Origin of the sequence: Rhodanobacter sp. DHG33, from assembly GCF_014843005.1 — a bacterium.
Classification (GTDB): Bacteria; Pseudomonadota; Gammaproteobacteria; order Xanthomonadales; family Rhodanobacteraceae; genus Rhodanobacter_A.
Window position 1 is genome coordinate 120245 of record NZ_JACYXM010000003.1, and the last position, 24486, is coordinate 144730.

15 protein-coding genes and 1 tRNA gene are annotated in these 24486 nt (G+C 66.6%); 8 read left to right on the top strand and 8 right to left on the bottom strand.

What is annotated here, in order from left to right:
* Positions 1-94 precede the first annotated feature (94 nt).
* Positions 95-1966, top strand: a complete 1872-nt coding sequence (rpoD, locus tag IHE46_RS06790) for an RNA polymerase sigma factor RpoD (RefSeq protein WP_192163880.1) — start codon at positions 95-97, stop codon at positions 1964-1966.
* Between the two features lie 65 nt (positions 1967-2031).
* On the opposite strand, the gene IHE46_RS06795 is transcribed toward rpoD, so the two are convergent.
* Positions 2032-2403: a nuclear transport factor 2 family protein gene (locus tag IHE46_RS06795; protein WP_192163881.1), complete on the bottom strand. Its 372-nt coding sequence runs from the start codon at positions 2401-2403 to the stop codon at positions 2032-2034.
* A 133-nt stretch (positions 2404-2536) separates the two neighbouring features.
* Between IHE46_RS06795 and IHE46_RS06800 the strand changes: the two genes are divergently transcribed.
* Positions 2537-2612: transfer RNA gene (locus tag IHE46_RS06800), tRNA-Ile, on the top strand.
* Here the strand turns inward: IHE46_RS06800 and IHE46_RS06805 are convergent.
* Positions 2569-3438 (bottom strand): alpha/beta hydrolase, encoded by an 870-nt coding sequence (locus IHE46_RS06805; protein ID WP_192164087.1) that lies wholly within the window; start codon positions 3436-3438, stop codon positions 2569-2571. The genes IHE46_RS06800 and IHE46_RS06805 overlap by 44 nt on opposite strands.
* A 5-nt stretch (positions 3439-3443) precedes the next feature.
* Positions 3444-5390: a serine protease gene (locus IHE46_RS06810; protein WP_225562864.1), complete on the bottom strand. Its 1947-nt coding sequence runs from the start codon at positions 5388-5390 to the stop codon at positions 3444-3446.
* A 211-nt stretch (positions 5391-5601) separates the two neighbouring features.
* On the opposite strand from IHE46_RS06810, the gene IHE46_RS06815 reads away from it, so the two are divergent.
* Positions 5602-10125, top strand: a complete 4524-nt coding sequence (locus tag IHE46_RS06815) for a DEAD/DEAH box helicase (RefSeq protein WP_192163883.1) — start codon at positions 5602-5604, stop codon at positions 10123-10125.
* Between the two features lie 92 nt (positions 10126-10217).
* On the opposite strand, the gene IHE46_RS06820 is transcribed toward IHE46_RS06815, so the two are convergent.
* The 3 genes from IHE46_RS06820 to glk form a co-directional block, all read right to left on the bottom strand.
* Positions 10218-12539 (bottom strand): family 20 glycosylhydrolase, encoded by a 2322-nt coding sequence (locus IHE46_RS06820; protein WP_192163884.1) that lies wholly within the window; start codon positions 12537-12539, stop codon positions 10218-10220.
* A 144-nt stretch (positions 12540-12683) separates the two neighbouring features.
* Positions 12684-15626 carry a TonB-dependent receptor gene (locus tag IHE46_RS06825; protein ID WP_192163885.1) on the bottom strand — a complete coding sequence of 981 codons (2943 nt, stop codon included), beginning with the start codon at positions 15624-15626 and terminating at the stop codon, positions 12684-12686.
* A gap of 85 nt (positions 15627-15711) precedes the next feature.
* The gene (glk, locus tag IHE46_RS06830) at positions 15712-16770 is read right to left on the bottom strand and encodes a glucokinase (RefSeq protein ID WP_343230001.1); all 1059 of its coding nucleotides are present in this window, start codon (positions 16768-16770) and stop codon (positions 15712-15714) included.
* A 526-nt stretch (positions 16771-17296) separates the two neighbouring features.
* Between glk and IHE46_RS06835 the strand changes: the two genes are divergently transcribed.
* Both IHE46_RS06835 and IHE46_RS06840 read left to right on the top strand, forming a co-directional pair.
* Complete coding sequence (locus IHE46_RS06835; protein WP_192163887.1) at positions 17297-18574, top strand: sugar MFS transporter; 1278 nt, start codon at positions 17297-17299, stop codon at positions 18572-18574.
* Positions 18575-18675: 101 nt separating this feature from the next.
* The gene (locus IHE46_RS06840) at positions 18676-19725 is read left to right on the top strand and encodes a LacI family DNA-binding transcriptional regulator (protein WP_192163888.1); all 1050 of its coding nucleotides are present in this window, start codon (positions 18676-18678) and stop codon (positions 19723-19725) included.
* A 34-nt stretch (positions 19726-19759) separates the two neighbouring features.
* Here the strand turns inward: IHE46_RS06840 and hemF are convergent, their stop codons facing one another.
* The gene (hemF, locus tag IHE46_RS06845; RefSeq protein ID WP_192163889.1) at positions 19760-20662 is read right to left on the bottom strand and encodes an oxygen-dependent coproporphyrinogen oxidase; all 903 of its coding nucleotides are present in this window, start codon (positions 20660-20662) and stop codon (positions 19760-19762) included.
* A 164-nt stretch (positions 20663-20826) separates the two neighbouring features.
* Here hemF and IHE46_RS06850 point away from each other — a divergent pair, with 164 nt between their 5' ends.
* Genes IHE46_RS06850 through IHE46_RS06860 form a run of 3 tightly spaced genes read left to right on the top strand, consistent with a single transcriptional unit; the run spans position 20827 to position 23566 of the window.
* A complete protein-coding gene (locus IHE46_RS06850; protein ID WP_225562865.1) occupies positions 20827-22011 on the top strand; it encodes a beta-ketoacyl-[acyl-carrier-protein] synthase family protein in 1185 nt (394 codons plus the stop codon).
* On the top strand, positions 22008-22799 hold the full coding sequence (locus tag IHE46_RS06855) for a beta-ketoacyl synthase chain length factor (protein ID WP_192163891.1): 792 nt from the start codon (positions 22008-22010) through the stop codon (positions 22797-22799). Before IHE46_RS06850 ends, IHE46_RS06855 begins: the two co-directional genes overlap by 4 nt.
* Positions 22796-23566, top strand: coding sequence for a glycosyltransferase family 2 protein (locus IHE46_RS06860; protein WP_192163892.1), 771 nt, complete (start codon positions 22796-22798; stop codon positions 23564-23566). Before IHE46_RS06855 ends, IHE46_RS06860 begins: the two co-directional genes overlap by 4 nt.
* On the opposite strand, the gene IHE46_RS06865 is transcribed toward IHE46_RS06860, so the two are convergent.
* Positions 23551-24483 (bottom strand): acyltransferase, encoded by a 933-nt coding sequence (locus IHE46_RS06865; protein WP_192163893.1) that lies wholly within the window; start codon positions 24481-24483, stop codon positions 23551-23553. The genes IHE46_RS06860 and IHE46_RS06865 overlap by 16 nt on opposite strands.
* Positions 24484-24486: the final 3 nt, after the last annotated feature.

Sequence of the window (24486 nt, forward strand, 5' to 3'; positions counted from 1 at the left end):
GTCTGGTCCGGTGAACTTTTCCGACTTGAAAACTGGTCAAAAAAGCAGCACATCGTTATAATGTCCGGTTCTTGAACCCTGCGGCGGTCATTGAATGAACAACAAAGTCCACGAGCAACAGTCCGAAATCAAGGCGCTGATCGCCAAGGGTCTTGAGCAGGGTTACCTGACCTACGCCGAGATCAACGACCACCTGCCCGACGACATCGTCGATGCGGAGCAGATCGAAGACATCATGGCCGTGCTCAAGGGCGTGGGCATCGAGGTGCACGACGCTGCGCCGGATGCCGACCCGCTGGCCGACAACGCCCCGGGCACCGGCACCGACGACGAAGCCGCGGCCGAGGAAGCCGTCGCCCTGCTCTCCGCCGTGGACGCCGAGGTGGGCCGCACCACCGATCCGGTGCGCATGTACATGCGCGAGATGGGCACGGTGGAGCTGCTGACCCGCGAGGGCGAAATCGCCATCGCCAAGCGCATCGAGGAAGGCCTTGCCCAGGTGCAGACCGCGCTGGCCAGCTTCCCGCTGACCATCGAACTGCTGCTGGAAGAGTACGACCAGCACCTGGACGGCAAGCGCCGCCTCAGCGAGATCCTCGCCGGCTTCCTCGACCTGGAAGCCGCCGCCGACGCCGCACGCCTCGAAGCCGAGGAAGCCGCCGCCGCTGCCGCCGAGGAAGGCGAGGGCGAAGGCGACGAGGACGAAGAGGAAGAGGGCGCTTCGGAAGAAGAGGAAGCCGGCTCCAGCGGCCCCGACCCGGAAGAGGTCAAGCGCCGCATGGAACTGCTGCGCGACCACTACGCCAAGTTCCAGAAGGCCGCGCCCAAGGCCGCCGGCATCACCGACAAGAAGATCGTCAAGCTGCGCGACCAGATGGCCGAGGAGTTCCTCAAGCTCAAGCTGCCGAGCGCGCTGATCGACGGCTTCGTCAAGAAGCTGCGCGAAGTGGTGGGCGACATCCGCCATCACGAGCGCGCGCTGATGGAGATCTTCGTCAAGCAGGTGAAGATGCCCAAGGCCGAATTCCTGAAGGCCTTCCCCAGCAACGAAGGCAACCCCGAGTGGGCCGCCGAGCTGGGCCGCAAGCGCCAGAAGTGGTCGCCCAACATCAAGACCCACCGCGAGGCGATCGACGGCGAGCAGGAGAAGCTCGCCGCCATCGAGCAGAAGCTGTTCCTGCCGCTCACCGACATCAAGGAAATCAACCGCGCGATGGCTTCCGGCGAAGCCAAGGCACGCCGCGCCAAGAAGGAAATGGTCGAGGCCAACCTGCGTCTGGTCATCTCCATCGCCAAGAAGTACACCAACCGCGGCCTGCAGTTCCTCGACCTGATCCAGGAAGGCAACATCGGCCTGATGAAGGCGGTGGACAAGTTCGAATACCGCCGCGGCTACAAGTTCTCGACCTACGCCACCTGGTGGATCCGCCAGGCGATCACCCGCTCGATCGCCGACCAGGCGCGCACCATTCGTATCCCGGTGCACATGATCGAGACGATCAACAAGCTCAACCGCATTTCCCGCCAGATGCTCCAGCAGTACGGCCGCGAGGCCACGCCGGAAGAGCTGGCCAAGGAAATGGACATGCCCGAGGACAAGATCCGCAAGGTGCTGAAGATCGCCAAGGAGCCGATCTCGATGGAGACGCCGATCGGCGACGACGAGGATTCCCACCTCGGCGACTTCATCGAGGACAGCAACGCGTCCTCGCCGATCGACTCGGCCACCGAGACCGGCCTGATGGAAACCGTGCGCGACGTGCTCGCCGGCCTCACCCCGCGCGAGGCCAAGGTACTGCGCATGCGCTTCGGCATCGACATGAACACCGATCACACGCTGGAAGAAGTCGGCAAGCAGTTCGACGTCACCCGCGAGCGCATCCGCCAGATCGAAGCCAAGGCGCTGCGCAAGCTGCGCCACCCCAGCCGCTCCGAGCAGCTGCGCTCCTTCCTCGACGTGGATTGATCCACCCACAGGGCAGGGCAACGACGACGGCCGCGCAAGCGGCCGTCGTCGCATCCGGGCCACGCTCAGCCCATGTCGTAGAAAAACTGCTCGCTGACCACCTTGCCGTCGCGCACGTGGTACACGCAGACCTCGGACATCTGCTCGCGGCCACGGCCCTTGAATGTCACGTCCATCGACATGACCACGCTGAACCAGTTGCCGGCCACCAGCGGATCGCTGACGGTGCCTCCATGCATGGTCTCCACCATCGCGGTGAACTGGCGGCCCTTCTCGTAGATCGCCTCCAATCCCTTCGCATCGCCCATCGCGCCTCCAGGTGAGCCCGGCATCTCGATGCTCACCGCATCCTGCGCGTACAGCTCCCGCTGCGCCTGTTCGTACTCGCCCTTGCGGCACAGTTCGACCAATCGCTTCGCCACGGCTTCGGTATTCATGGACACTCTCCACGGGGATAGGAGCCCCCAGACTAGGCCCACCACACTGACAGCATGCTGTCAGCAGCCTCGATCGCTCGACGCCCGCTCCCCCCGCCGTTACCATGCCGGCCTGCCTTGCGCAGCCAACGACGGGCCTATAGCTCAACGGTTAGAGCAGGGGACTCATAATCCCTTGGTTCCAGGTTCGAATCCTGGTGGGCCCACCAATCGCTCAAACCAATCTTCCACTTGCCTCAGCACTTGGCTGCGGCCGGGCTCCGCCTCGTTGAACAACTCGTGGTACAGGTTCGCGAAGTAGCGTGTGGTGAGTTGTTTCGTGCGCACGGCCGCGGCGGAGAAATCGCGGCTGCCGCTGGCATCGACCAGCGCGTCGTCGCCGGCCACCAGCAACAGCGTCGGCACTTCGAGGCGGCTGGCATCCGCGATGCACGAGGCTCCGGCACGGAAGATGAAGTCGGCGAGGCGCGGGCTGACCCGGTCGTGGCATAGCGAATCGGCGCGGTAGGCAGTCGCCACACGCGCATCGTGGCTGAGGCGTTGCAGGTCGAGGCCGTTGCGCAAGCGCAGGCTGGGCAGCAGGTGCGCGAGCGTGGCGGCCAGCCGCTGCAGGCCCTGCGACGCATGGCTGCGCAACGCAGGCGAGGAAAGCACCAGTGAGCGCGGCGAAATGCGTTCGTCCAGCACGGCGCGCAAGGCCACCAGGCCGCCCATGCTGTGGCCGAGCAGCAGCGGCGCGGCACCCAGTGTGCGCTCGTAGTCAGCATGCACCACGGCGAGGTCGGCAAGCAGATCATCCGGATGCTTGAGCACCCCGCGAGGTCCGGGGCTCTCGCCGTGGCCGCGTTGGTCGTAGCCGCGCACCGAATAGCCGCGTGCGTTGAACCATTGCGCAAGCTGATCGTAGCGCCCGGCATGCTCGCCCAGCCCATGCACAAGCAGCGCGCCGCCGCGTTGCGCTTGCGGCAGCGGCCAGTCGTGCAGGCGCAGCGGCTGGCCGTCGGGCATCTCCAGCCATATCGCTGCACCTGCCATCGCGCTCAGTGCTCCGTCACCTGCAGGTTTTTCATCAGCAGATCGAGCTTGGCCTTCATGTCGGCTTGCGGCTGCGAGCCTTCGAGGCTGTAGAACGCCGTCCAGATCACCGTCGGATTCGCGGCGGGAGTGCCGGCTACGGCAGTGATCTTCGTAACGTCGTCGTCAACGCGCGACACACCATCGAAGGGGTGCTTCTGCTGCACGATCTTGTTCCAGCGGGTCTTGAAGTCGTCTTCCAGATCGCCCGATGGCGCTACATCACGCTGAACGTTGACTATGGCGTGGCCATCGGCATGGTCGCTGACCTGCACGTCGCCGACGTCCCATGCCACCTTGCCGTGGTCGGACAGGAAGCCGAAGCCCAACGTCAGCTGGCTGTCGGTAGCGATCTGCTGCAGTTCGGGCGTGAAAGAGAATGAAACGCGAGGCGAGGTATAGCTGAATCGGTGGCCGATATCGATGCCGAGCTTGATGTCGGTGAAAGCTGCCGGCAAAAGCGCCGAGTTCTTCAGATAGTCCTGCCACTGCGCAAGGCTGCCCCGGTAGGCCACGTCGAAGAAATCGGTCATGGCCTCGAGATTGATCTGGAAATCGTGCTGTTCGCTGGCGGGCAGTATGCGCATGATGCCTACATAGCCTTCGGGCACAGGCAGCGCCAGCACCATAACCTCCGCATTGGCGAAGGACACCGGCCACGCGAACACCTGCCAGCGGCGTTGCCAGCGGTCGGTGTGCGAAGCATCCAGCAAAGGCTTGCCCAGCGAAGTGGCCCTGATCTGCTCGGTGCCGATCGTGCGATGGATGAAGCCGGTCTTGAGCAGCATGTCCATCAGCTTCTGGGGATCGCCGTAGAGCTGGGCAGCGGCGACATCGTCAGGCTTGCGCAGCAGGAACAGGATGTTTGCTCCGGCAAGGTGCATGCTCGCAAAGCCGTTGTTGGCGAGCGGAAACTGCCTGCCTTGCCCGGACGCCGGGCTCCAAATGCCGGTGCTGCCGCGGTCGATAAGCGCCGGGGTACTGCTCATGCGAACGGTGCTGTGCAACAGGCGATTGGAGCCGCTGCCGTTCGGGAACACCTTGTCCGGCTCTTTCGCCAGCAGGATCTTGAGCTGGCCGTCCACATAGTCGCCCTGCAGCTTTTCGTAGCGCGCGAAGAAGTCGCCGAGACTCATGGGCAACGCAAACCGGGCCTTGAAGGTGTCGCTGTTGGTGGTGTCGAACAGATCGAACTGGTAGGGGACGCGGCGATCGATCACCGCGGTGTTATCCGGTGCATCGAGCACGCCGCTGATCGGAAGCGCATAGTTGAGATTCTCGTTGGCGGACTTCATCAGCACCACGCCGATGACCTTGCCGTCCTTGTCCAGCAGCGGACCACCGCTGTTGCCGGGCGAGGCCGCCGCGGAGAAGCGCATCCATTTCCATGCACCATCCTGCTCTTCCGGCGTGTCGGAGGTGTACAAGCCATCGCGGATCACCACCCCGGTGCCCAGCGCGTTGCCTACCGCATAGACGGCCTGGTTGAGCGCAGGCGTGCGGTCGATTTCCAGCGCGGCGTCGCCGGCCGGTTGCTGCGCCAGCGTGAACACCACGAAATCCTGCCGCAGCGAGAATTTCTCGACCTTGGCGATGGGATAGACGTGGCCCGCGCTGTCGCGCAGCTCGGGCGGACCCCACAGACTGTTCGCGCCCACCAGCAGCACATGGCCCGCCGTGACGTACTGGCCGTGGCCGATCGCAAAGGCCGTACCGATGGAGTGGTATTTGTCGGTGCGTTCTTGGTAAGGCAGCAGATCCAGCGGCAACGGCTTCTCGTAAACCGTCGGATCGTTGGCCGTCTTGGCCTGTACCACTTCAAAGGTGGCGGCCTGGATCTTCGGCAGCAGCGCGGCATCCAGGCTCTCCGCCTGCACCGTCGATACGCCCACCACCGACACCAGCGCCAGCATCCCGATCCGTCCGAGATGGCGGACCGCCCAATCGCACCAGGTACGCATACGTTTCCTTCGCATGAACGCACCGCCTGCGGACTCCCCTAGGCATCCTCACAGGCGGCGGTGATGCGCATCTTGGCACGTTGGCGCATCGGCGTGCATGGCGATTTTCGGGCAAGCCGGTGCGCGTAGAATCGGGCATTCCAGCATCAATTATCTTGCCTGCATGCCCGCGGATGTTTCCCCGCTGACCGGTTTCCATTCCGCCGTCGCCACCTGGTTCGGGGGCCGCTTCGACGCGCCCACCTCGGCGCAGGCGCAGGCGTGGCCGGCGATCCGTGATGGCGGTCACGTGCTGGTGGCCGCGCCTACCGGTTCGGGCAAGACGCTCACCGCCTTCCTCGCCGCACTCGACGCATTGGTACGCGAAGGCGTGGCGAACGGCGGCACACTGCCGGACGAGACACGGGTGGTGTACGTGTCGCCGCTGAAGGCGCTTTCGAACGACATCCACGTCAACCTGGAAGAGCCGCTGGAAGGCATCCGCGGCGAACTGGAAAAACTCGACCTGCCCGAGGTGACGATCCGCACCGCCGTGCGCACCGGCGACACGCCGCAGGTCGAGCGCGCGTGGATGCGCAAGACGCCGCCGCACATCTTGGTCACCACGCCGGAATCGCTGTACATCCTGCTCGGCTCCGCTTCCGGGCGCGAGATGCTGAAAAGCACGCGCAGCGTGATCGTGGACGAGATCCACGCCGTTGCCGGCAGCAAGCGCGGCGCGCACCTGGCGCTAACACTGGAACGGCTGGAGTCGCTGTGCCAGCGGCGCCTGCAGCGGATCGGCCTGTCGGCGACGCAGAAGCCGATCGAGGAGGTAGCGAAATTCCTGGTGGGTGCGGCTTCTGCTCCTCTCTGGGGAGAGCCCCTCCCTGAGTCCCCCGAAGGGGGGCGAAATGAAGGGCCGCACGCGCGATCCGCTGCCCTAGCATCTCCTCCTGGTGAAGCCTCCACAGATGCGCGTCCTTCACCTCCCTCCTCTCATCAGAAAGGAGAGAACGCAAGCGCGAAAAGCGACATCACCATCATCGACACGGGCCACGTGCGGAAACGCGACCTCGCCCTCGAGCTCCCTCCGCTGCCGCTGGAAGCGGTGATGTCCAACGATGCGTGGGAGCTGGTCTACAACCGCATCGCGCAGCTGGTACAGGCGCATCGCACCACTCTGGTGTTCGTCAACACGCGGCGGCTGGCCGAGCGCGCGGCGCGACATCTTTCCGAGCGACTGGGCAAGGAAGCCGTGGCCGCGCATCACGGCAGCCTCGCCAAGGAACAGCGCCTCGACGCCGAGCAACGGCTGAAGCGCGGGGAGCTGTCGGTGCTGGTCGCCACCGCTTCGCTGGAGCTGGGCATCGACATCGGCGACGTGGATCTGGTCTGCCAGCTCGGATCGCCGCGCTCCATTGCCGCCTTTCTGCAACGGGCGGGGCGCTCCGGCCACCACGTCGGCGGCACGCCGAAGGCACGCCTGTTTCCCACCACGCGCGACGACCTGGTGGAATGTTCTGCTCTGCTGGATGCCGTGCGCCGCGGCGAACTCGACGCGCTGGTGCAGCCGCCGCAACCGCTGGATGTGCTGGCGCAGCAGCTCGTCGCCGAAGTGGCCTGTCGCGAATGGGACGAGGATGCGCTGTACGCGCTGGTGCGCGGCGCCCACCCCTACCGCACCCTGGCCCGCGCGGATTTCGACGCGGTGATACGCATGCTGGCCGAAGGCTTCACCACCCGGCGCGGTGCGCGCGCCGCCTACCTGCATCGCGACGCGGTGCATCGCCAGGTGCGCGCGCGCCGTGGCGCGCGGCTGGTCGCGCTCACCTCCGGCGGCGCGATCCCCGACACCGCCGACTACCTCGTGGTGCTGGAACCGCAAGGCACCGTGATCGGTTCGGTGCACGAGGATTTCGCGGTGGAAAGCCTGGCCGGCGACATCTTCCAGCTCGGCAACACCAGCTACCGCATCCTGCGCGTGGAGCGCGACCGGCTCCGCGTGGAAGATGCGCACGGCGTGCCGCCCAGCATTCCATTCTGGCTGGGCGAGGCGCCGGGGCGCACGGATGAACTTTCGTTTGCGGTATCGCGCTTGCGCGAAGAAATCGAACTGCAACTCGACGAAGGCGGCCAGACGCAGGCGCTGGCATGGCTGCGCGACGGCCTGGGCCTGGGCGAAGCGGCTGCGCAGCAGCTGGTCGATTACTTCGCCGCGGCCAAGGCGGCATTGGGTGTGCTGCCCACGCAATCGACTTTGGTGTTCGAGCGCTTCTTCGACGAATCCGGCGGCACGCAGCTGGTGATCCACGCGCCGTTCGGCAGCCGCATCAACCGTGCGTGGGGCCTGGCCTTGCGCAAGCGTTTCTGCCGCCAGTTCAACTTCGAACTGCAGGCCGCGGCCACCGAGGACGCCATCGTGCTGTCGCTCTCCACCAGCCACAGCTTTCCGCTGGAAGAGGTGGCGCGCTACCTGCATTCGAACAGCGCCGAGCACGTGCTGGTGCAGGCCCTGCTCGACGCGCCGCTGTTCCCTGCGCGCTGGCGCTGGAACGCGGTGACCGCGCTGGCGCTGCCGCGCTTCACCGGCGGCAAGAAGGTGCCCCCGCAGCTGCAACGCATGAAGAGCGAGGACCTGCTCGCCGCGGTATTCCCGGACCAGGTGGCCTGCCTGGAGAACATCGTCGGCGAACGGCAGATCCCCGATCACCCGCTGGTAGCGCAGACCCTGCACGACTGCCTGCGCGAAGCGATGGACGTGGACGGCCTGCTGCACCTGTTGCGGCAACTCGAAAGCGGCGACATCCGCCTGGTGGCGCGCGACCTCGCCGCACCCAGCCCGCTCGCGGGTGCCGTGCTCAACGCCGCACCCTACGCCTTCCTCGACGATGCACCGCTGGAAGAACGCCGCACCCGTGCCGTGCGGCAAGGCGAGCCGGTGAGTGCGGGCGATCTCGGCCGGCTCGATCCCGACGCCATCGCCGCCGTTCGCGCCGAGGCTTGGCCCGAAGTGCGCAGCCCCGACGAAATGCACGAGGCGCTGGATGCGCTGGGCGGCATCACGGCGCACGAGGCGATGGCCAACGAAGGCTGGGACGACCGGCTGCATGCGCTGGCACGCGATCAACGTGCTACCCAGCTTGGCATCGTGTCCCAGGGTGTGTGGACCACCGCCGAAAAACTCCCGCTCTGGCAGGCTGTTCATCCGGCCGCGCCGCTGCAACCCGCCATCGCCGCGCCTGCCGAGTACGCCGCGCAAGCCTGGACGCGTGAAGACGCCCTGCGCGAACTGGTGCGCGGCCGGCTGCTCGGCCTCGGCCCGGTCACGGTGGATGTGCTGGCTACACCGCTGGGCGTGACTTCGTCCGAAGTGGAGGGTGCGTTGCTGCGGCTGCAGAGCGAAGGCTACGTAATCCAAGGCCGCTTCGATTCCGCAGTCGATGCAACGCAGTGGTGCGAGCGTCATCTCCTGGCGCGCATCCACCGGTACACGCTGGGCAGGTTGCGGCGCGAGATCGAACCGGTGAGCCGGCGTCAGTTGCTGCGCTTCCTGCTGGACTGGCAACACGCCAGTCCAGCCACGCAGCTGCGCGGCCCGGACGCGTTGCCGGCCGTGCTGGCGCAACTGGAAGGCTACGAAGCGGCGGCCGGCGCGTGGGAAACGGAGATCCTGCCTGCACGCATCGCCGATTACTCGGCCACCTGGTTGGACGAACTTTGCCGTTCCGGCCGCACGGGGTGGAGCCGCCTGCGCTCGGGCGGCGGCAGCGGCCCGGTGCGCGCCACACCCATCGTCCTGCTTCCGCGCAGACAGATGGCCGTCTGGACGTCCATTGCACAAGAAGCGTCGCCGCAGCATGGGCTTTTGTCGTCGCGCGCACAGGCGGTGGTCGATGCGCTGCACCAGCACGGCGCACTGTTCTTCGACGAGCTGCAATCCATCGTCCATCTGCTGCGTACCGAGCTGGAGGACGCGTTGGGCGAACTGGTCGCCGCCGGCCGCATCAGTGCAGACAGTTTCGCCGGCCTACGCGCCCTGCTTTTACCCGCGGCGAAGCGCGAGGCACCGCGGCACCGGCGCATGCGGCGGCACGTTTTCGGTGGGATCGAGGACGCCGGGCGCTGGTCGCTGATCCGTCCACCTCTTCGTGCCATCGGAGAGAGGACGTCCGCGGAAGCAGCATCCGATGTGGACGGCGACAAGAGTGATCCATCGCGCCCACCATCCCCGCAACGGAAAGAGGGCGACGGCAGCATCGAGCACGTGGCGCGTAGCCTGCTCGCCCGTTACGGCGTGGTGTTCTGGCAGCTGCTGGAGCGCGAGGCGCCATGGCTGCCTTCGTGGCGCGAACTGTTGCGCGTGTACCGAAGGCTGGAAGCGCGCGGCGAGATTCGCGGCGGCCGCTTCGTGGAAGGGCTGGTGGGCGAGCAGTTCGCGCTGCCCGAGGCGATCGCACCGCTACGCGCCATCCGCCAGCGCGCCGACGACGGCGAAATGGCCGTGGTGGGCGGCTGCGATCCGTTGAACCTCGTGGGCAGCGTGCTGGCCGGCGACAAGGTGCCCGCGGTGCCGGGTTCGCGCGTGCTGTATCGCGATGGCCTGCCGCTGGCGGCGCAGATCGCGGGCAAGTTCGTGCCGCTGGCCGAACTGTCCGCCATCGAAACGCAGGCGGCACGACAGGCGCTGCAATTGCGCGGCAGATAGGCCTCTTCCTGTTTCTGACAGGAGGAGGCCGGAAGTGCGTGAGCACTACTGGCTGTCGCTAGACCTCCCGCGCATGCGGGAAGCGGAAAGCGTCAGGGCTTGCCTGCTTCCAGCGACACGTGCCCCACGCCGTACAACGGCCCGTCGACCGGCGTGGCGTAAGCCATGCACAGGCTGTGCACACCGCTTGGCGCGGAAAGCTTGGCTTCCAGCTTGAACCGACTGGGGCCGTGCGCGGGGTCGGGCAGCGGCATGCGGGCGAGCACGGCGCCATCGCAGCTGTCGGCATGCACCACCAGTTCGCCGAAGGGCGTGTCGTGCGGGCGCGCCACCACCAGCTTCTCGTCGCCGGCAAGCGCGTAGTTGCGCACCAGGCGCACCGCATCCACGTGGATGGCAGTGACCCCGTCCATCAGCGTGGCGGGGAACAATTGGCAGTTGTCGAAGATGTTCACCGCATACACCGGCTGCGTGCTGGTGGCATCGGGCGTGGGCTGCAGGCGCAGGCGGAAGTCGCTGCCTGCGCAATTGGCCAGCTCGGTGCCGGACAGGCTGAGCAGGGCAGCGTGATTCAGCGTGCGCATGCGCGCCGCGGCGAGTGCGTAACCATGGGCGGCGAAGCTTGCGGCGCGGACGGTGGTGGGCAACGTCACGTTGAACGGCGTGCGGTAGAGCGGCGAGGCCATCGTGGGTTCGCTGCCGTCCAGCGTGTAGTGGATCGCACCGAAGCCGGCCTGGTTCGACAGTGTCACCGTGGCGTTGCCGGTGGCCAGCGCCACGTTGCGGTCGGTGGCGATGTCCACGGCGAAGGCACTGTCGGCGACGGCGACGTGCTGCTCGCGCTGGCGTGCGAGCTCCGCCGGCAGGCGCTCGAGGAAACGGTGCCAGTCGTTGGTGGCGGCCGGCGACCACGCCACTTCGGCCAGCGCGTCCAACCGCGGGAAGGTGGTGTGCTCCACCAGCTCCATGGTCGGCAGATGCTCGGTCCACACGTTGGCCTGCACGCCCAGCACGTGCTTGGCCTGAGCCGGACCCAGCACGTCCGGCACGGCTTGGAAGCCGTAGACGTCCTTCAGCGATTCCACGCCGAGGCGGCCGGCGAATTCGTCGGGCAGATCGCCCTGCACGTGGTCGAAGTACAAGTCGGGCGAGGGTGACATCACCACGTCGTGGCCGAGCAGCGAAGCCTTGATCGCGCCATCGATGCCGCGCCATGACATCACCGCGGCGTCGGTGGGCACGTTGTCGCCTTCGAGGATTTCGTCCCAGCCGATCAGCTTGCGGTTGTGCTTTTCGAGGTACTGGCCGATGCGTCCGATGAACCAGCCCTGCAGCGCGTCTTCGTCAGTGATGCCGAGCTGGCGCATTTTCGCCTGCACCGCCGGCGAGGCCTTCCATTGGTTCTTGATCGCCTCGTCGCCACCCACGTGGATGTATTGCGATGGGAACAGCGCCATCACTTCGTCGAGCACGTTGTCGATGAAGGTGAAGGTGTCGTCGTTGACGTTGTACAGCCAGGGGTTCACGCCCCAGTCGACGGACACCTGCGGGCGCTGGCCGGTGACGCCGATCTGCGGATACGACGCCACCGCCGCCTGCGCATGGCCGGGCATGTCGATCTCGGGAACGATGGTGACGTGGCGCGCGGCGGCGTAGGCGACCACGGCGCGGATCTGCTCCTGCGTGTAGAAACCGCCGTAACGCTGCGGCTCGCCGTCCCGGCCGGCATCGGGCGGCGTGCGCCATGCGCCGGTCTTGGTGAGCTCGGGGTAGCGCTTGATCTCGATGCGCCAGCCCTGGTCGTCGGTGAGGTGCCAGTGCAGCACGTCGAGCTTGAGCTGGGCCATCTGGTCGATCAGCTTCTCGACCTCGGCCACGCTCTGGAAATGGCGCGCGGAGTCCAGCATCAATCCGCGCCAGGCGAAGCGCGGCCAGTCGCGGATGGCCAGCGCGGGTACGTCCACGGGCCCTTGCTTGGCATCGGGAGCCAGCAGCTGGGCAAGCGTGATCGCGCCATGGAACAGGCCGGCATCGTCGCGCGCCGTGACGCGAATGCCCTGCGGCGTGACGTCCAGCGCATAGCCTTCGGCCTGCGTCACGGCGACCTGCGGGTCGCGCTGCAGCACGATGGCATGTGCCGCGTTGCCGTCATCGGACAGCCGCAGGTGCAAGCCTCGCGTACGCGCCACGAGATCGATCAGGTAGGTCGCCGTCTGTTTGGTCGCGGCATCGCTGCCTGCGGCCACGATGGGCGTGTTTGCATCCACGGTGAAGCCGCCGTGCTGCAACTGCAGCTGCGCCGGCAATGGAATCAGGGAAGGTGTCGTCGTATCGCTGGCCCATGCGGCACACATCGGCAACGCGGCAAGCGCGAGCAGCAGGCATGAACGGGACAGCAAGTGGCGGCGGATCATCGGCATCTCCTGCGGTAGCGGCCACAGCATGCCATCGTCGCGACCTAGCCGGGCAAAAAGACGGGCCCGCAAAGTGAAGCCGGGCCCGCTCGGGGAGAGTGCGAGCCGTCCGTGGCCCGCGGGTTGTTTCAGTAAAGCGATGGATCAGAACTTGAAGTTCGCCGTCAGGTAGTACTGGCGACCGTTCTGGTAGAACGCCTCGGGCACCTTGCCGAAGCCGAGGCCGGCCTGGTAGCCGTAGTCGTAGTAGCGCAGCTTCGGGTTGTTGAGGTTCATCGCGTCGAACGAGAAGCTCACGTTGTCGTTGAGCGTGTAGCCCAGCGAGAACGACAGATACCCCGTGCCCGCCTGGTAGTACGGCAGCAGCGGCATGGTGTTCGACTGGCCCGTGACCGTGTTGGACAGGGTGCCCGCCTGCACCGGCATCATGCCGTCGTAGAACGAGGAGCGGTACGTGTAGTTGATGCGCGCGTTCCACTGCTTGTCTTCGTAGAACGCCGACAGGTTGACCGTGTCGCGCGAGGTGCCGTACAGCGGACGGGTGCCCGCGGCCACGTTGTTCGCGAAGGTGCCGTCGGCGTTGTACAGATAGGTGCCGCCCGACGAATGGCCGTTCGCATAGGTGTAGCTGACCTGCGTGCCGAAGTGCTCGCCGATCGGCTGCACCCAGTTCAGCTCCACGCCCTTCAGGGTGCCGTTGACGTTCACCGGCTGGCTGATCAGGTACTGGCTGTAGATCGGCGCGCCGCTGGGGTTGTTCGTCTTGTTGAAGGTGAGGTAGCTGTTGAGGTACGTGCGGGTGACCGTGCCATAGTCGTAGTAGTTGTTGAGGTCCATCGCGTACACGCTGGCCGACAACAGGCCGCGCGGCGCGAAGTACCACTCCAGCGAGGCGTCGAAGTTGGTGGACACCAGCGGCTTCAGTTCCGGATTCGGGCCGAGGCCAGCGCCCATGGAACCCACCTTCTCCGGATCGGCCAGCGTCAGGAAGCCGGCCAGCTGGCCGTAATCCTGACGGGTCAGCGTCTGCGAAGCGGCGAAGCGTGCGATCAGGCTGCCGTCGCTATTGAGGTTGTACTTCAGGTTGAAGCTCGGCAGCGCCTTGGTGTAGTGGGCCTTGTAGAAGTTCCAGTACCAGCCGCCCGTGCCGGTGGTGGCGTCGCACGGATACCACGGCGAGTTGCAGTACGGGCCGCTGTAGTCGGCCTGCTGCGCCGAACCGGCGGTGTAGCCGATGTTCTCGTCCGTGCCTACCAGGCGGACACCCGCGTTGCCGCTCCAGTTGCTGCCGGCGAAGTTGACCTGCAGATAGGCGGCCTTGTTCGTCTCCGTCATCTGGTAGATGTCGTTCGGATAGAAGCGCGAATTCGGACCGCTGCTGGCGCGATTGGCGTAGGTGGCATCCAGCTGGGACAGCTGGCTGGGCGTCCAGTACCAGACATTGCCGAGGCCGCTGGCCAGGGGGTTGCTATAGCTCTGGGTGCTGGCGGGCCACAGGGTGGAGTTCGGGCTGAAGTTGATGGCCGAGGCCCAGTTGGGACCCTGGCTGATCGCGAACAGGCTGTTGTGCGTGTGGCGCGAATCGCGGATGCCGAACTGCAACGAAGACAGCGCGCCGGCATCGTCGAAGTCGTATTCGCCATCGGCCGTGAACCAGTTTTCCTTGTCCACCACGTGGATGCCCTGGTCGCCGAAGATCCAGTCCAGACCCACGGTGGCCGGGTTGTAGGTGCCGTTGTTGCCGCCCAGCGACACGCCCATCGGCGAGCTCAGGCCGTTCATCGAATAGCTGGAGGACGCGCCGTAGCCGGTGTCCATCTCCATGATGTCCTGCACCGGCGTGTTGCCCGTGCCCTTGGTGGTGCCCAGCTGGAACTTGAAGTTCAGGTTCTGCGTGGCCTGCCAGTTGGCGTCCAGCGTGACGTACTGGCTGGACTCGCTTTCGCCTGGACGCGAGATCATGTCGTAGATGCCCTGCGACACGCCCGGCGCACCCGCCAGCGTGGCGCTGGTGAGGATGTTGCCGTTGATGTCGTAGTTGGACAGCGTGCTGGTCGGCACGCGATCGCGCAGGCGCAGCATGTAGTTGCGGTTGTAGTCGGTGGCTTGCATATGGGAATAGAAGCCATCGAGGTTCAGGGTCAGGTTGTCCAGCGGCTTCCACTCGAGGTCGATCGAGCCACCCTTGCGCTTGCGCTCCTGGGTGAACAGCACGGAACCCGGCAGGTTCGGGTAGAACACGCCTGTGCTGCCCGATGCGTGGTTGGGCAGACCCAGCTGCGTGGCGGCTGCCGAACCGGTGGGGATGTACGAATAGCCCAGCATTTCCTGGCCGTCGCGCTGCAGCTCGCGATCTTCGTAGAACACCTGGGCCAGCACGCCGAAGCTGTCGTCGTCGCTCTTCCAGTTGACCAGGCCGTTGAACTGCGGCTTGGTGCTGCTCGGCAGGCTGGAGTACACGCCGCCTACGCTGGCTTCGGCGGAGAACTGCTTGGAGAACTCCAGCGGCTTGCGCGTGATGATGTCGATGGTGCCGGCAGCGCCGCCTTCCAGCAGGCTGGCTTCGGAGGTCTTGTGCACCACCACCTGGCTGACGATTTCCGACGGCAGCATGGCGTAGCTGACGCTGCGGGTGCCGCCGCCGCCGGTGATGAACCAGTCGCCCGAGCCGATGTTGTGGCCGTCAACCGTGGTCAGGGTGAGCGAAGGCGCGCTGCCGCGCAGGCTGGCGCGGTCGGCTTCGTCGAAGCCGCCTTCGGAGCCCGCCGCGTCAGAAATGTTCACGCCCGGCAACTGCGCGATGGTGTCGGCCACGTTCTTGGCCGGCAGTTTGCCGATGTCGGTGGCGGAAACCACTTCGACGTGCGAGTCGGCGTCGCGCTTGGTGTCGATCGACAAGGCTTCGCTGTTGCGGATGCCGGTGACGGTGACCGCGTTGAGCTGCGTCACCTCCTTCTTGTTCGCCTTGCTGCCCTGGTTGGTCGTGGTGGTCTGCTGGTTTTGCGTGCTGTCCTGCGCGTACGCGCCGACGGACAGGCACAAGCCGGCGACGATGCTCGCGGCGAGCAGTGTCTTGCGATGGTTCATGGGGCCTCCCCTCAGAGGTTGGATCGGTTGGTGTAACCGTGGTGTGGATGTCTTGCCTGGTGCGGTGTTCGGCGCCGTGTCGCTGCTAGAGCGGTGGCATGGTTTGTTCTCCCTGCCGCTCTTCCAGAAACCAGCCGGCGGCGCCGATGACACCTAGCTGGCCGTGCTCAATCAGTCGTACGGGAACCTTTTGCAGATACGCGCGCATCACGCCCTTGTTGAAGTAGCGCTGGGCGAAACTGCTGGTGCGCAGGAAAGCGTGGATTTGCGGCAGGATGCCGCCGGCGAGAAACACCCCGCCGCTCGCGCCGTACAGCATCGCGAGGTCGCCGGTGAAGCTGCCGAGCAGGCCGCAGAACACCTCCAGCGCCTCCAGCGCCGCGGCATCGTGGCCGGCCAGCGCGGCGCCGGTGATTTCCGCCGGCGTCATCAACGACACCGGGGTGCCGCGCAATTCGCACAGCGCGTGGTAGAGGTTGAGCAGGCCGGGACCGGAAAGCGCGTCCTCGCAGGAGACGTAGGCGCGGCCGCGCGCCAGCACGCGCAGGATCTCGATCTCGCGTTCGTTGCCGGGCGCCAGCGCGATCTGGCCGGCCTCGGTGGGCAGCACCTGCGCATGGCCGTCGCGCGGCAACAGCACCGCCGAGCCCAGGCCCGTGCCCGGCCCCATCACCAGCACCGGACCGTGCGACGCCGGCTGTGCGGTGTCGATCACCGGCAGCGTTTCGTCCGCGCCCAGGAACTGGGTGGCCCAGGCCACCGCCTCGAAATCGTTGATGACTTCCAGCTGCGCCAGCCTGAGCTGCTCGCGGAGCGCGCCGATGGATACCGGCCAGGGCAGGTTCTCGTTGACGATGCGGTCGTCCAGCACCACGCCGGCGCTGGCCACCACGCAACGGTGCACCCGCCCGGCCAGCGCGGCATGCCCGGCGGAAGGGAGTTGGCCCATGAAATCGCGCAGCACGCTGCCGAGGTCGGCCCAGTCGGCGCAGTGGTAACGGTGGTAGTGCAGCAGGCTGACCGGATACCGCTCGGTGGGCGTACCGAGCACCAGGCCGATGCGCGCGTGGGTGCCACCGACATCGGCGGCGAGAAACGGCTCACCGCGATCATGCGCTCCACTCGGTGCCGAAGACTGCGGCACCGGCTGCGCGACATGACGCTGGCTGGCGAACTCTCCCACGTGGATTCCCCCTTTGTCCGCTGCGGCCGACCGACGGGATACGCGCTGTGTGCGCGTCCATCGGAAGGCGAGTGCGGCGGAGTCTGGAATCGTCATGACAACGTTGTCAAGTGGATGTCCCGAAATTTTCATCACGGGGCACGGAGCCATGCAACATGACCGTTGGCAGGGTCTAAGACATTGGATCGATTTAAATTTTTCGGCGCGGCCATTTTTGGCGCATCGGATCCGCTTGTCCGTTGTGGAAGGGACGAAAAGCACGGACGTCAGGGCCTTCCGTGCGAAGACGCCGCGCGCGTTGTCCGCGGTGAAGAGCCATCAGGCACGGCATGGCCCGTTGCAGGAGGCTCGATGTCCGGTTCGGGCAAGGCCGATGCGCCTGCCGGTTGACAACGTTGTACTTTGCGGCCAATAAAGAGCTTTCTTCTGGCGCCGCCTGTGCCGTTATGCTCGCGGTCGTCCACGCCATTCCTCGGGGAGAGATTTCATGGCAAGCACGCAGGCGGCCGCACCGTCCGGATCTTCTTACATCGGGCCGATGATCATCGTCGGCGTGCTGTACTTCATCATGGGCTTCTTCACGTGGATCAACGGCACGTTGATCAGCTTCGTGCAGGTCGCCTTCCAGGTTTCTCTGGCTTACGCCTTCCTGGTCACGTTCGCGTTCTACATCTCCTACTCCGTGCTGGCATTGCCATCGGCCGTGATCCTGCGGCGTACCGGCATGAAGAAAGGCATGGCGCTGGGATTGTTCGTGATGGCCTTCGGCGCGGCGATGTTCGGCCAGTTCGCCACGATGCGCGTGTTCCCCGGCGCGCTGGCCGGACTGTTCGTGATCGGCGCCGGCCTCACCCTGCTGCAAACCGCAGCGAACCCGTACATCAGCATCCTGGGACCGATAGAGAGCGCTGCGCAGCGCATCGCCGCCATGGGCGTGTGTAACAAGTTTGCGGGCATCCTGGCGCCGATCGCCATTGGTCTCGTGCTGCACGGCATTGGCGATATCGCCGAGCAGGCAAAGAGCGCCAATCCAGCCGCCAAGGAAATATTGCTCAACGACTTCGCCGCCAAGGTCCATCTGCCTTACATGGTGATGGCGGCCGTGCTGGTCGCGATAGCTATCTGGGTAGTGCGTTCCACGTTGCCGGAAATCAAGCCGGCCGGCGCGAACGACGAACACGCGATCGGCCACACCGGCAACAGCATCTTCAGCTTCCCGCATCTGTGGCTGGGCGTGCTGTGCCTGTTCCTTTACGTGGGCGTGGAGGTGATGGCAGGCGATGCCATCGGCACCTACGGCCAGGGCTTCGGCCTGCCGCTGGATCAGACCAAGTTCTTCACCGCGTTCACGCTGGGTGCCATGTTGCTCGGTTATTTCGCCGGCTTGGTACTGATTCCGCGATTCATCTCGCAGCAGCGCTACCTCGCGGTGTCGGCCGTGCTGGGCGTAGTGTTCGTGCTGGGTGCGCTCGCCACCACGGGCTACATTTCGGTGATGTTCGTGGCCGCACTGGGTTTTGCCAACGCGATGATGTGGCCGGCGATCTTTCCGCTGGCGATCAAAGGGCTTGGCCGGCACACCGAAGCTGGCTCGGCCCTGCTCATCATGGGTATCGCAGGCGGCGCACTGATCCCGCAGGTGTTCGTACATCTGAAGGACACGGTCAACTTCCAAAGCGCATTCGCATTGCTGATGGTGCCGTGCTACCTGTACATCCTGTACTACGGCCTGCGCGGACACCGCGTGGGCCAGCAGGCGGGCTGAGCGACGCATGCGCTTGCGCCGTCATCCGCTAGACTTTGTCACCCGTCGGCACGGCCTCGCGGCCGTGCCTTGCGTTGTCCCATTGCCCTGAGGATCAGCGGTTGCGCAGCGCCACCATCAAGGATGTAGCCGAGCAGGCGGGTGTTTCGCTCAAGACCGTCTCGCGCGTCATCAACAACGAGCCCTCGGTGCACGCGCGCACGCGCGAGAAAGTGCAGCGGGCGATCGAGGCGCTGGACTACCGGCCCGATCCTTCCGCGCGCAGCCTGCGCAGCACACGCGCCTACGCGGTGGGCCTGGTCTACGACAACCCCAACGCGCACTACGTCATCAGCATGCAGAGCGGCGTGCTGGCGGCCTGCCGCGCCAGCGGCTACGGCCTGCAGATCCATCCCTGCGACTCCACGTCGCCGCGGCTGGCCGAGGAACTGGTGTCGCTGGCCGCGCAGGCGCGGTTGGCCGGCATGGTGCTGGCGCCGCCGATGTCGGAGAAGCCGGAGCTGATCCGCAAGCTGGCAGCGGCGAAGATTCCTTTCATGCGCATCATCTCCGCGCGCAAGGACCCGCGCGACGGCTACCCGTGCGTGTACGTGGACGACCGCGATGCGGCCTACGCGATCACCGAACACCTGATCCAGCTCGGCCACACCCGCATCGGCTTTCTGTGGGGCGGCCGCGACCATCGCTCCAGCCCCGAGCGCTACCAGGGCTACGAGGATGCACTGAAGGACTACGGCATCGCGCTGGACCGCAAGCTGATCCTGCAGGGCGACTACTCGTTCGACGACGGCTTCCGCGGCGCGCGCAAGCTGCTGGCGTTGAAGGATCGCCCCACCGCGATCTTCGGCTCCAACGACGAGATCGCCGCCGGCGTGCTCGCCGCCGCGCATTCCAGCGGCATCAGCGTGCCGTGGGAACTCTCCATCGCCGGCTTCGAGGACAGCCCGTTCTCCAAGCAGTCCTGGCCCGCGCTCACCACCGCGCGCCAGGCCACCGAGGAAATCGCCCATCACGCCGCGCAGCGGCTGATCGGCAACCTGCAGCGCGAAGCCAACGGCGAGCCGCTGGAAGAAGGCAACGAGGGTTTCAGCCCGGAGCTCGTGGTGCGCGGTTCCACGGCGCCGCTGCGCGGGACGCCGACCAAGCGCTGACCGGCGCCTGCGGGTTGCGTCGAAGGACGCGTGCCTACAGCCAATCCCTGGGCCGCAAATAATCCGGCAGCCGCGCCTCGGCTGAGCCCGGCTCCGGCTGATATGCATACTCGAAACGCACGCGCGGCGGCAGGCTCATCAGGATGGATTCGGTACGGCCGCCGGATTGCAGGCCGAACAGCGTGCCACGGTCATAGACGAGATTGAATTCCACGTAACGGCCGCGGCGATAGAGCTGGAACTCGCGCTCGCGCTCGCCGTAAGGCGTGTCGCGACGGCGCGCGGCGATAGGCAGATAGCCGTCGAGGAACCCCTGGGCCACCGCCCGCATGAAATCGAAGCACCGCTCGAAGCCGCCCTCGCTGAGGTCGTCGTAGAACAGGCCGCCCACGCCGCGCGTTTCGGCGCGATGCTTGAGGTAGAAATAGTCGTCGCACCACTTTTTGTAGCGCGGATAGACGTCCGCACCGAACGGCGCGCAGAGGTCGCGCGCCACGGTATGCCAGTGCACGACGTCCTCCTCGAACGGGTAGAACGGCGTGAGGTCGAAGCCGCCGCCGAACCACCACGCGGGCTCAACGCCGTCCTTGCTGGCTTCGAAATAGCGCACGTTGGCGTGCGTGGTGGGCACGTAGGGATTCTTCGGGTGCAGCACCAGCGACACGCCAGTGGCGACGAAGCCGCCGCCGGCGAGCTCGGGGCGGTGCGCGGTAGCGCTGGGCGGCAGCTGCTTGCCGCTGACGCGCGAGAAGTTCACGCCCGCCTGCTCGAACAACGCGCCGTCGCGTAGCACGCGCGTGCGTCCGCCGCCGCCCGCGGCGCGCGTCCACGCATCCTCCACAAAGCGTGCGGAACCATCCAGCTGCTCCAGTTCCGTGCAGAGGCGGTCCTGCAATGCGCGCAGGAAGGTTTCGGCACGGTCGGCTTGTTCGCTCATTGCAGCTGCTCCGGTTTCATCAGCGTGAGCTTAGCAAGAGCTGCCGTCGTTGCCGCCTTGGGAGGCCGCGCGTTAACTTGCACCGGATCGAATGCCTGAACGCTCGCCGCGCGCAAGCCTGGCCCGGTCCGCGCGCCTGCTACCCTTGGGTCATGACGACACCGATGACCCCACTGGCGGTCAGCGCCAGCACCGTCAGTTCAGCACTCGGTTGCGGGCTGGCGGCGCAACGTGATGCGTTGCGGGAGGGCCGCAGTGGCTTGCGCCGCAACGATTTCGGCAGCGCGCCGTGGCTGGGCTGGGTCGGCCGCGTGGACGGCGTGGAAGCCGTAACGCTGCCTCCTGCACTGGTCGACTGGGATTGCCGCAACAACCGTCTCGCGTGGCTTGGGCTGCAGCAGGATGGCTTCGTCGACCGCGTGCAGGCTGCCCGCGAACGCTACGGCGCGCATCGCGTGGCGCTGTTGCTGGGCACGTCCACCGCCAGCATCGGCGCCACCGAGGAGGCGTATTGCCGGCTCGATGCCGACGGCCGCTTTCCGGTCGACCTGCGCCGCCCCGCACTGCACGCCCCGGATTCGCTGAGCGCGTTCGCCCGCGCGGCGCTGGCGCTGGAAGGGCCGAGCCTCACCCTCTCCACCGCCTGTTCGTCCAGCGCCAAGGTATTCGCCAGTGCCACGCGCATGCTCGCCCTGGGCCTGGCGGACGCGGTGGTGGTCGGCGGCGTGGACAGTCTGTGCGACAACGTGCTGTTCGGTTTCAACGCGCTGGAACTGATCTCGCCTGCCGCCTGCCGCCCGTTCGACGCGGCGCGCGACGGCATCTCGATCGGCGAGGCGGCCGGCTTCGCCCTGCTGGAACGCATCGACGCTGCTCCGCATGCACCGCGCCTGCTCGGCTACGGCGAGGCCAGCGACGCATGGCACATGTCGTCGCCCCATCCCGACGGCCACGGTGCGGAACTCGCGCTGGAAGCTGCGCTGGCGCGCGGCGGCCTGCGGGCATCTCAGGTCGATTACGTCAACCTGCACGGCACTGCCAGCCGCGCGAACGACGCGATGGAAGCCGCGCTGGTGGCGCGCCGTTTCCCCGCGGGCACGCGCGCAAGTTCCACCAAGGGCTGCACCGGCCATACGCTGGGTGCGGCGGGCATCGTGGAAGCCACCATCGCGCTGCAGGCGATCGAACACGGCTTCGTGCCCGGCAATGTCGGCGCCACCACGCCCGATCCTGCCTGCGGTGCGCAGTTCGCCTGGACATGCGAGGAACGCCCCGTGGACGTGGCGCTCAGCAACTCGTTCGGCTTCGGCGGCAACAATGCCTGCCTCGTGTTCGGGCGCGCGCCATGACGGCGCTGTGCCTGTACGTCGAAGGCATCGGCGTGTGGTCGCCGCACCTCGGCGACTTCGCTGCACTGCGCGCCATGCTGGCTGGCCAAGCCACTGCCAAAAACGACGCGCCCGTCGCGGCGCTGCTGCCAGCGAACGAGCGCCGCCGCGCTCCCGAAAGCGTACGCCTCGCAGTGGAAGTAGCCGGACAGGCGCTCGCGATGAGCGGCCGCGACCCCACCACGCTGGCCTGCGTGTTCGCCTCGGCGCACGGCGACCAGTCGATCACGGATGCGATCTGCAGCACGCTGGTCGAAGCGCCCACCCAACTGTCGCCCACCCGCTTCCACCACTCCGTGCACAACGCGCCGGCAGGCTACTGGACCATCGCCACCGGCTGCCGCGCTCCATCCAGCGCGACATGCGCGGGCAGCCACACTTTCGGCGCCGCATTGCTGGAAGCAGCCACCCAGGCGCTGGCCGAACAACGGCCGGTGCTGCTGGTGTGCAGCGACATCGCAGGACGCGGGCCGCTGCTGGAGATGACCGGTTGCGACCGCGCCTTCGGCTGCGCACTGCTGCTGACGCCCGAGGCCGGCGTGAACACGCTGGCGCAGCTGCGGCTGCAAATCGCGAACGAACATGCCGCACCGACGCCGGCACCGGTGGCGCTCGCCGGCGATGCCGTCGGCAATCCGGCCACTGCCGCGCTACCCCTGCTCGCATCGCTCGTCGCCGGCGCTGGCGCCTGCCGCATCGGCTGCGCCACCGAGATGGATCTGCTCACGACCGTGGAGGCCGCCGCTTGAACGTCGCATTACCCCGCTGGTGCGTATTGATCCCCTGCCTCGACGAAGAGGCGGCGATCCGTCACGTGGTCGAGTCCGTGCTCGCATTGAACGTCCCCGTGATCGTGGTGGACGACGGCTCGACGGACCGCACGCCGGACATCCTCGCCGCGCTGCCGGTGACCCTGATCCGCCATGCGCAGCGCCAGGGCAAGGGCCAGTCGCTGCGCGACGGTTTCCGCGAGGCGCTGCGCCAGGGCTACGAGGCCGTGCTGACCATGGACGGCGACGGCCAGCATCTGGCTGCCGATATCCCGCGCCTCGTGGCCGCCGCCGCCGCGCATCCCGGCGAAATGGTGATCGGCGCGCGCCTGCTGGACAAAGCGCAGCAGCCGAACGGCCGCCGCCGCGCCAACGCCGTCGCCGACTGGGGCATTTCCTGGGGCTGCGGCCAGCCGGTGGCCGATACGCAGAGCGGGCAGCGCTGGTATCCGCGCGCCGCGCTGGACCTGGTCGACCTGCCGGCACAGGACTTCGTGTTCGAGGCCGCCATCCTCATCGCGGCATCGCGCGAACTGCACATGGGCGTGGTGTCGGTACCCATCGCTTCGCGCTATCCGTCAAACGCGCGCCCCAGCCATTTGCGCCCGGTGCTGGATGTCAGCCGCATCACGCTCTACACGATAGGCCGTGTGGTGCATTATGGACACATGGTGAAAAGCTACCGCCGCTCGCACACCGCACCACGCGTGCTCGACGACACGCGCCGGATTCAGCCGGCGCCGTGACGTTCCGGCGCAGGCGGCTGTGCCCAGAAATCATGGAAGTTGAACCAGTTGTACGGTTCCACATGCACGTAATGCTCCAGCCGTGCGGCATAGCGCGCCAGCAGGGCGTCCAGTGCAGGGCCCCGCTGCTCGCGCGGGATCGTCACGCATTCGGCAAACGGTTCGAACACCAGCCGGTAGCGGTTGCCGCCGAGATAAAGGCCGAAGCACAGCAGCACCGGCACCTTGAGCGCGGCGGCCAGCAGCCACGGCCCCACCGGCAGCGGCGCGGGCGCGCCGAGAAAATCCACCGAGCGCTGCGCTTCGTGCTTGCCGGCGCGATCGGCCAGCAGCGCCACCATCGCGCCCTGCCGGCAGGCCTCGGCGGCGGTCAGCACCACGTGGGCGCCCCCATGCGAAGCATCGATCACGGCGTTGCCGACGCTGGGGGCCAGAGCTTCGAGCAGCTCGGTCATCGCCGGCGTCTTGCCCTTGTCCAGCACGACGCGCAGCTGCGCATCGGGGCGACGCGCGCCCAGCGCACGCAAGGCTTCGAAGCTGCCCTGGTGCGAGCCCACGAGCAACACGCCACGCTTTCCGTCAAGGCAACGTTCCAGTTCGGCCAGCCCTTCGACTTCGATGTCGAAACCGCGCTCGCCGTGCGCCAGCAGATAGATCCGATCCAGCGAGGTGACGGCAAAGCCATGGAACTGGCGCAGCATCGCCCACACGCTCGGCGGACGGCCGAATACGCGCGTGAGGTATTGCCGCGAAGCGCGCCGCTCGGTGCCCCGACGCAGGAAGTAGTACAGCGTGATCGGATACAACAGCAGCCGGCCGAAACGGCGACCGCCATGCAGGGCCAATGTAAGAACCAACCACAGACCGAAGCGGCTGCCGCCTTCGCGTTGCTCGCGCCAGTGCGTGGCCTCCCCCATGTG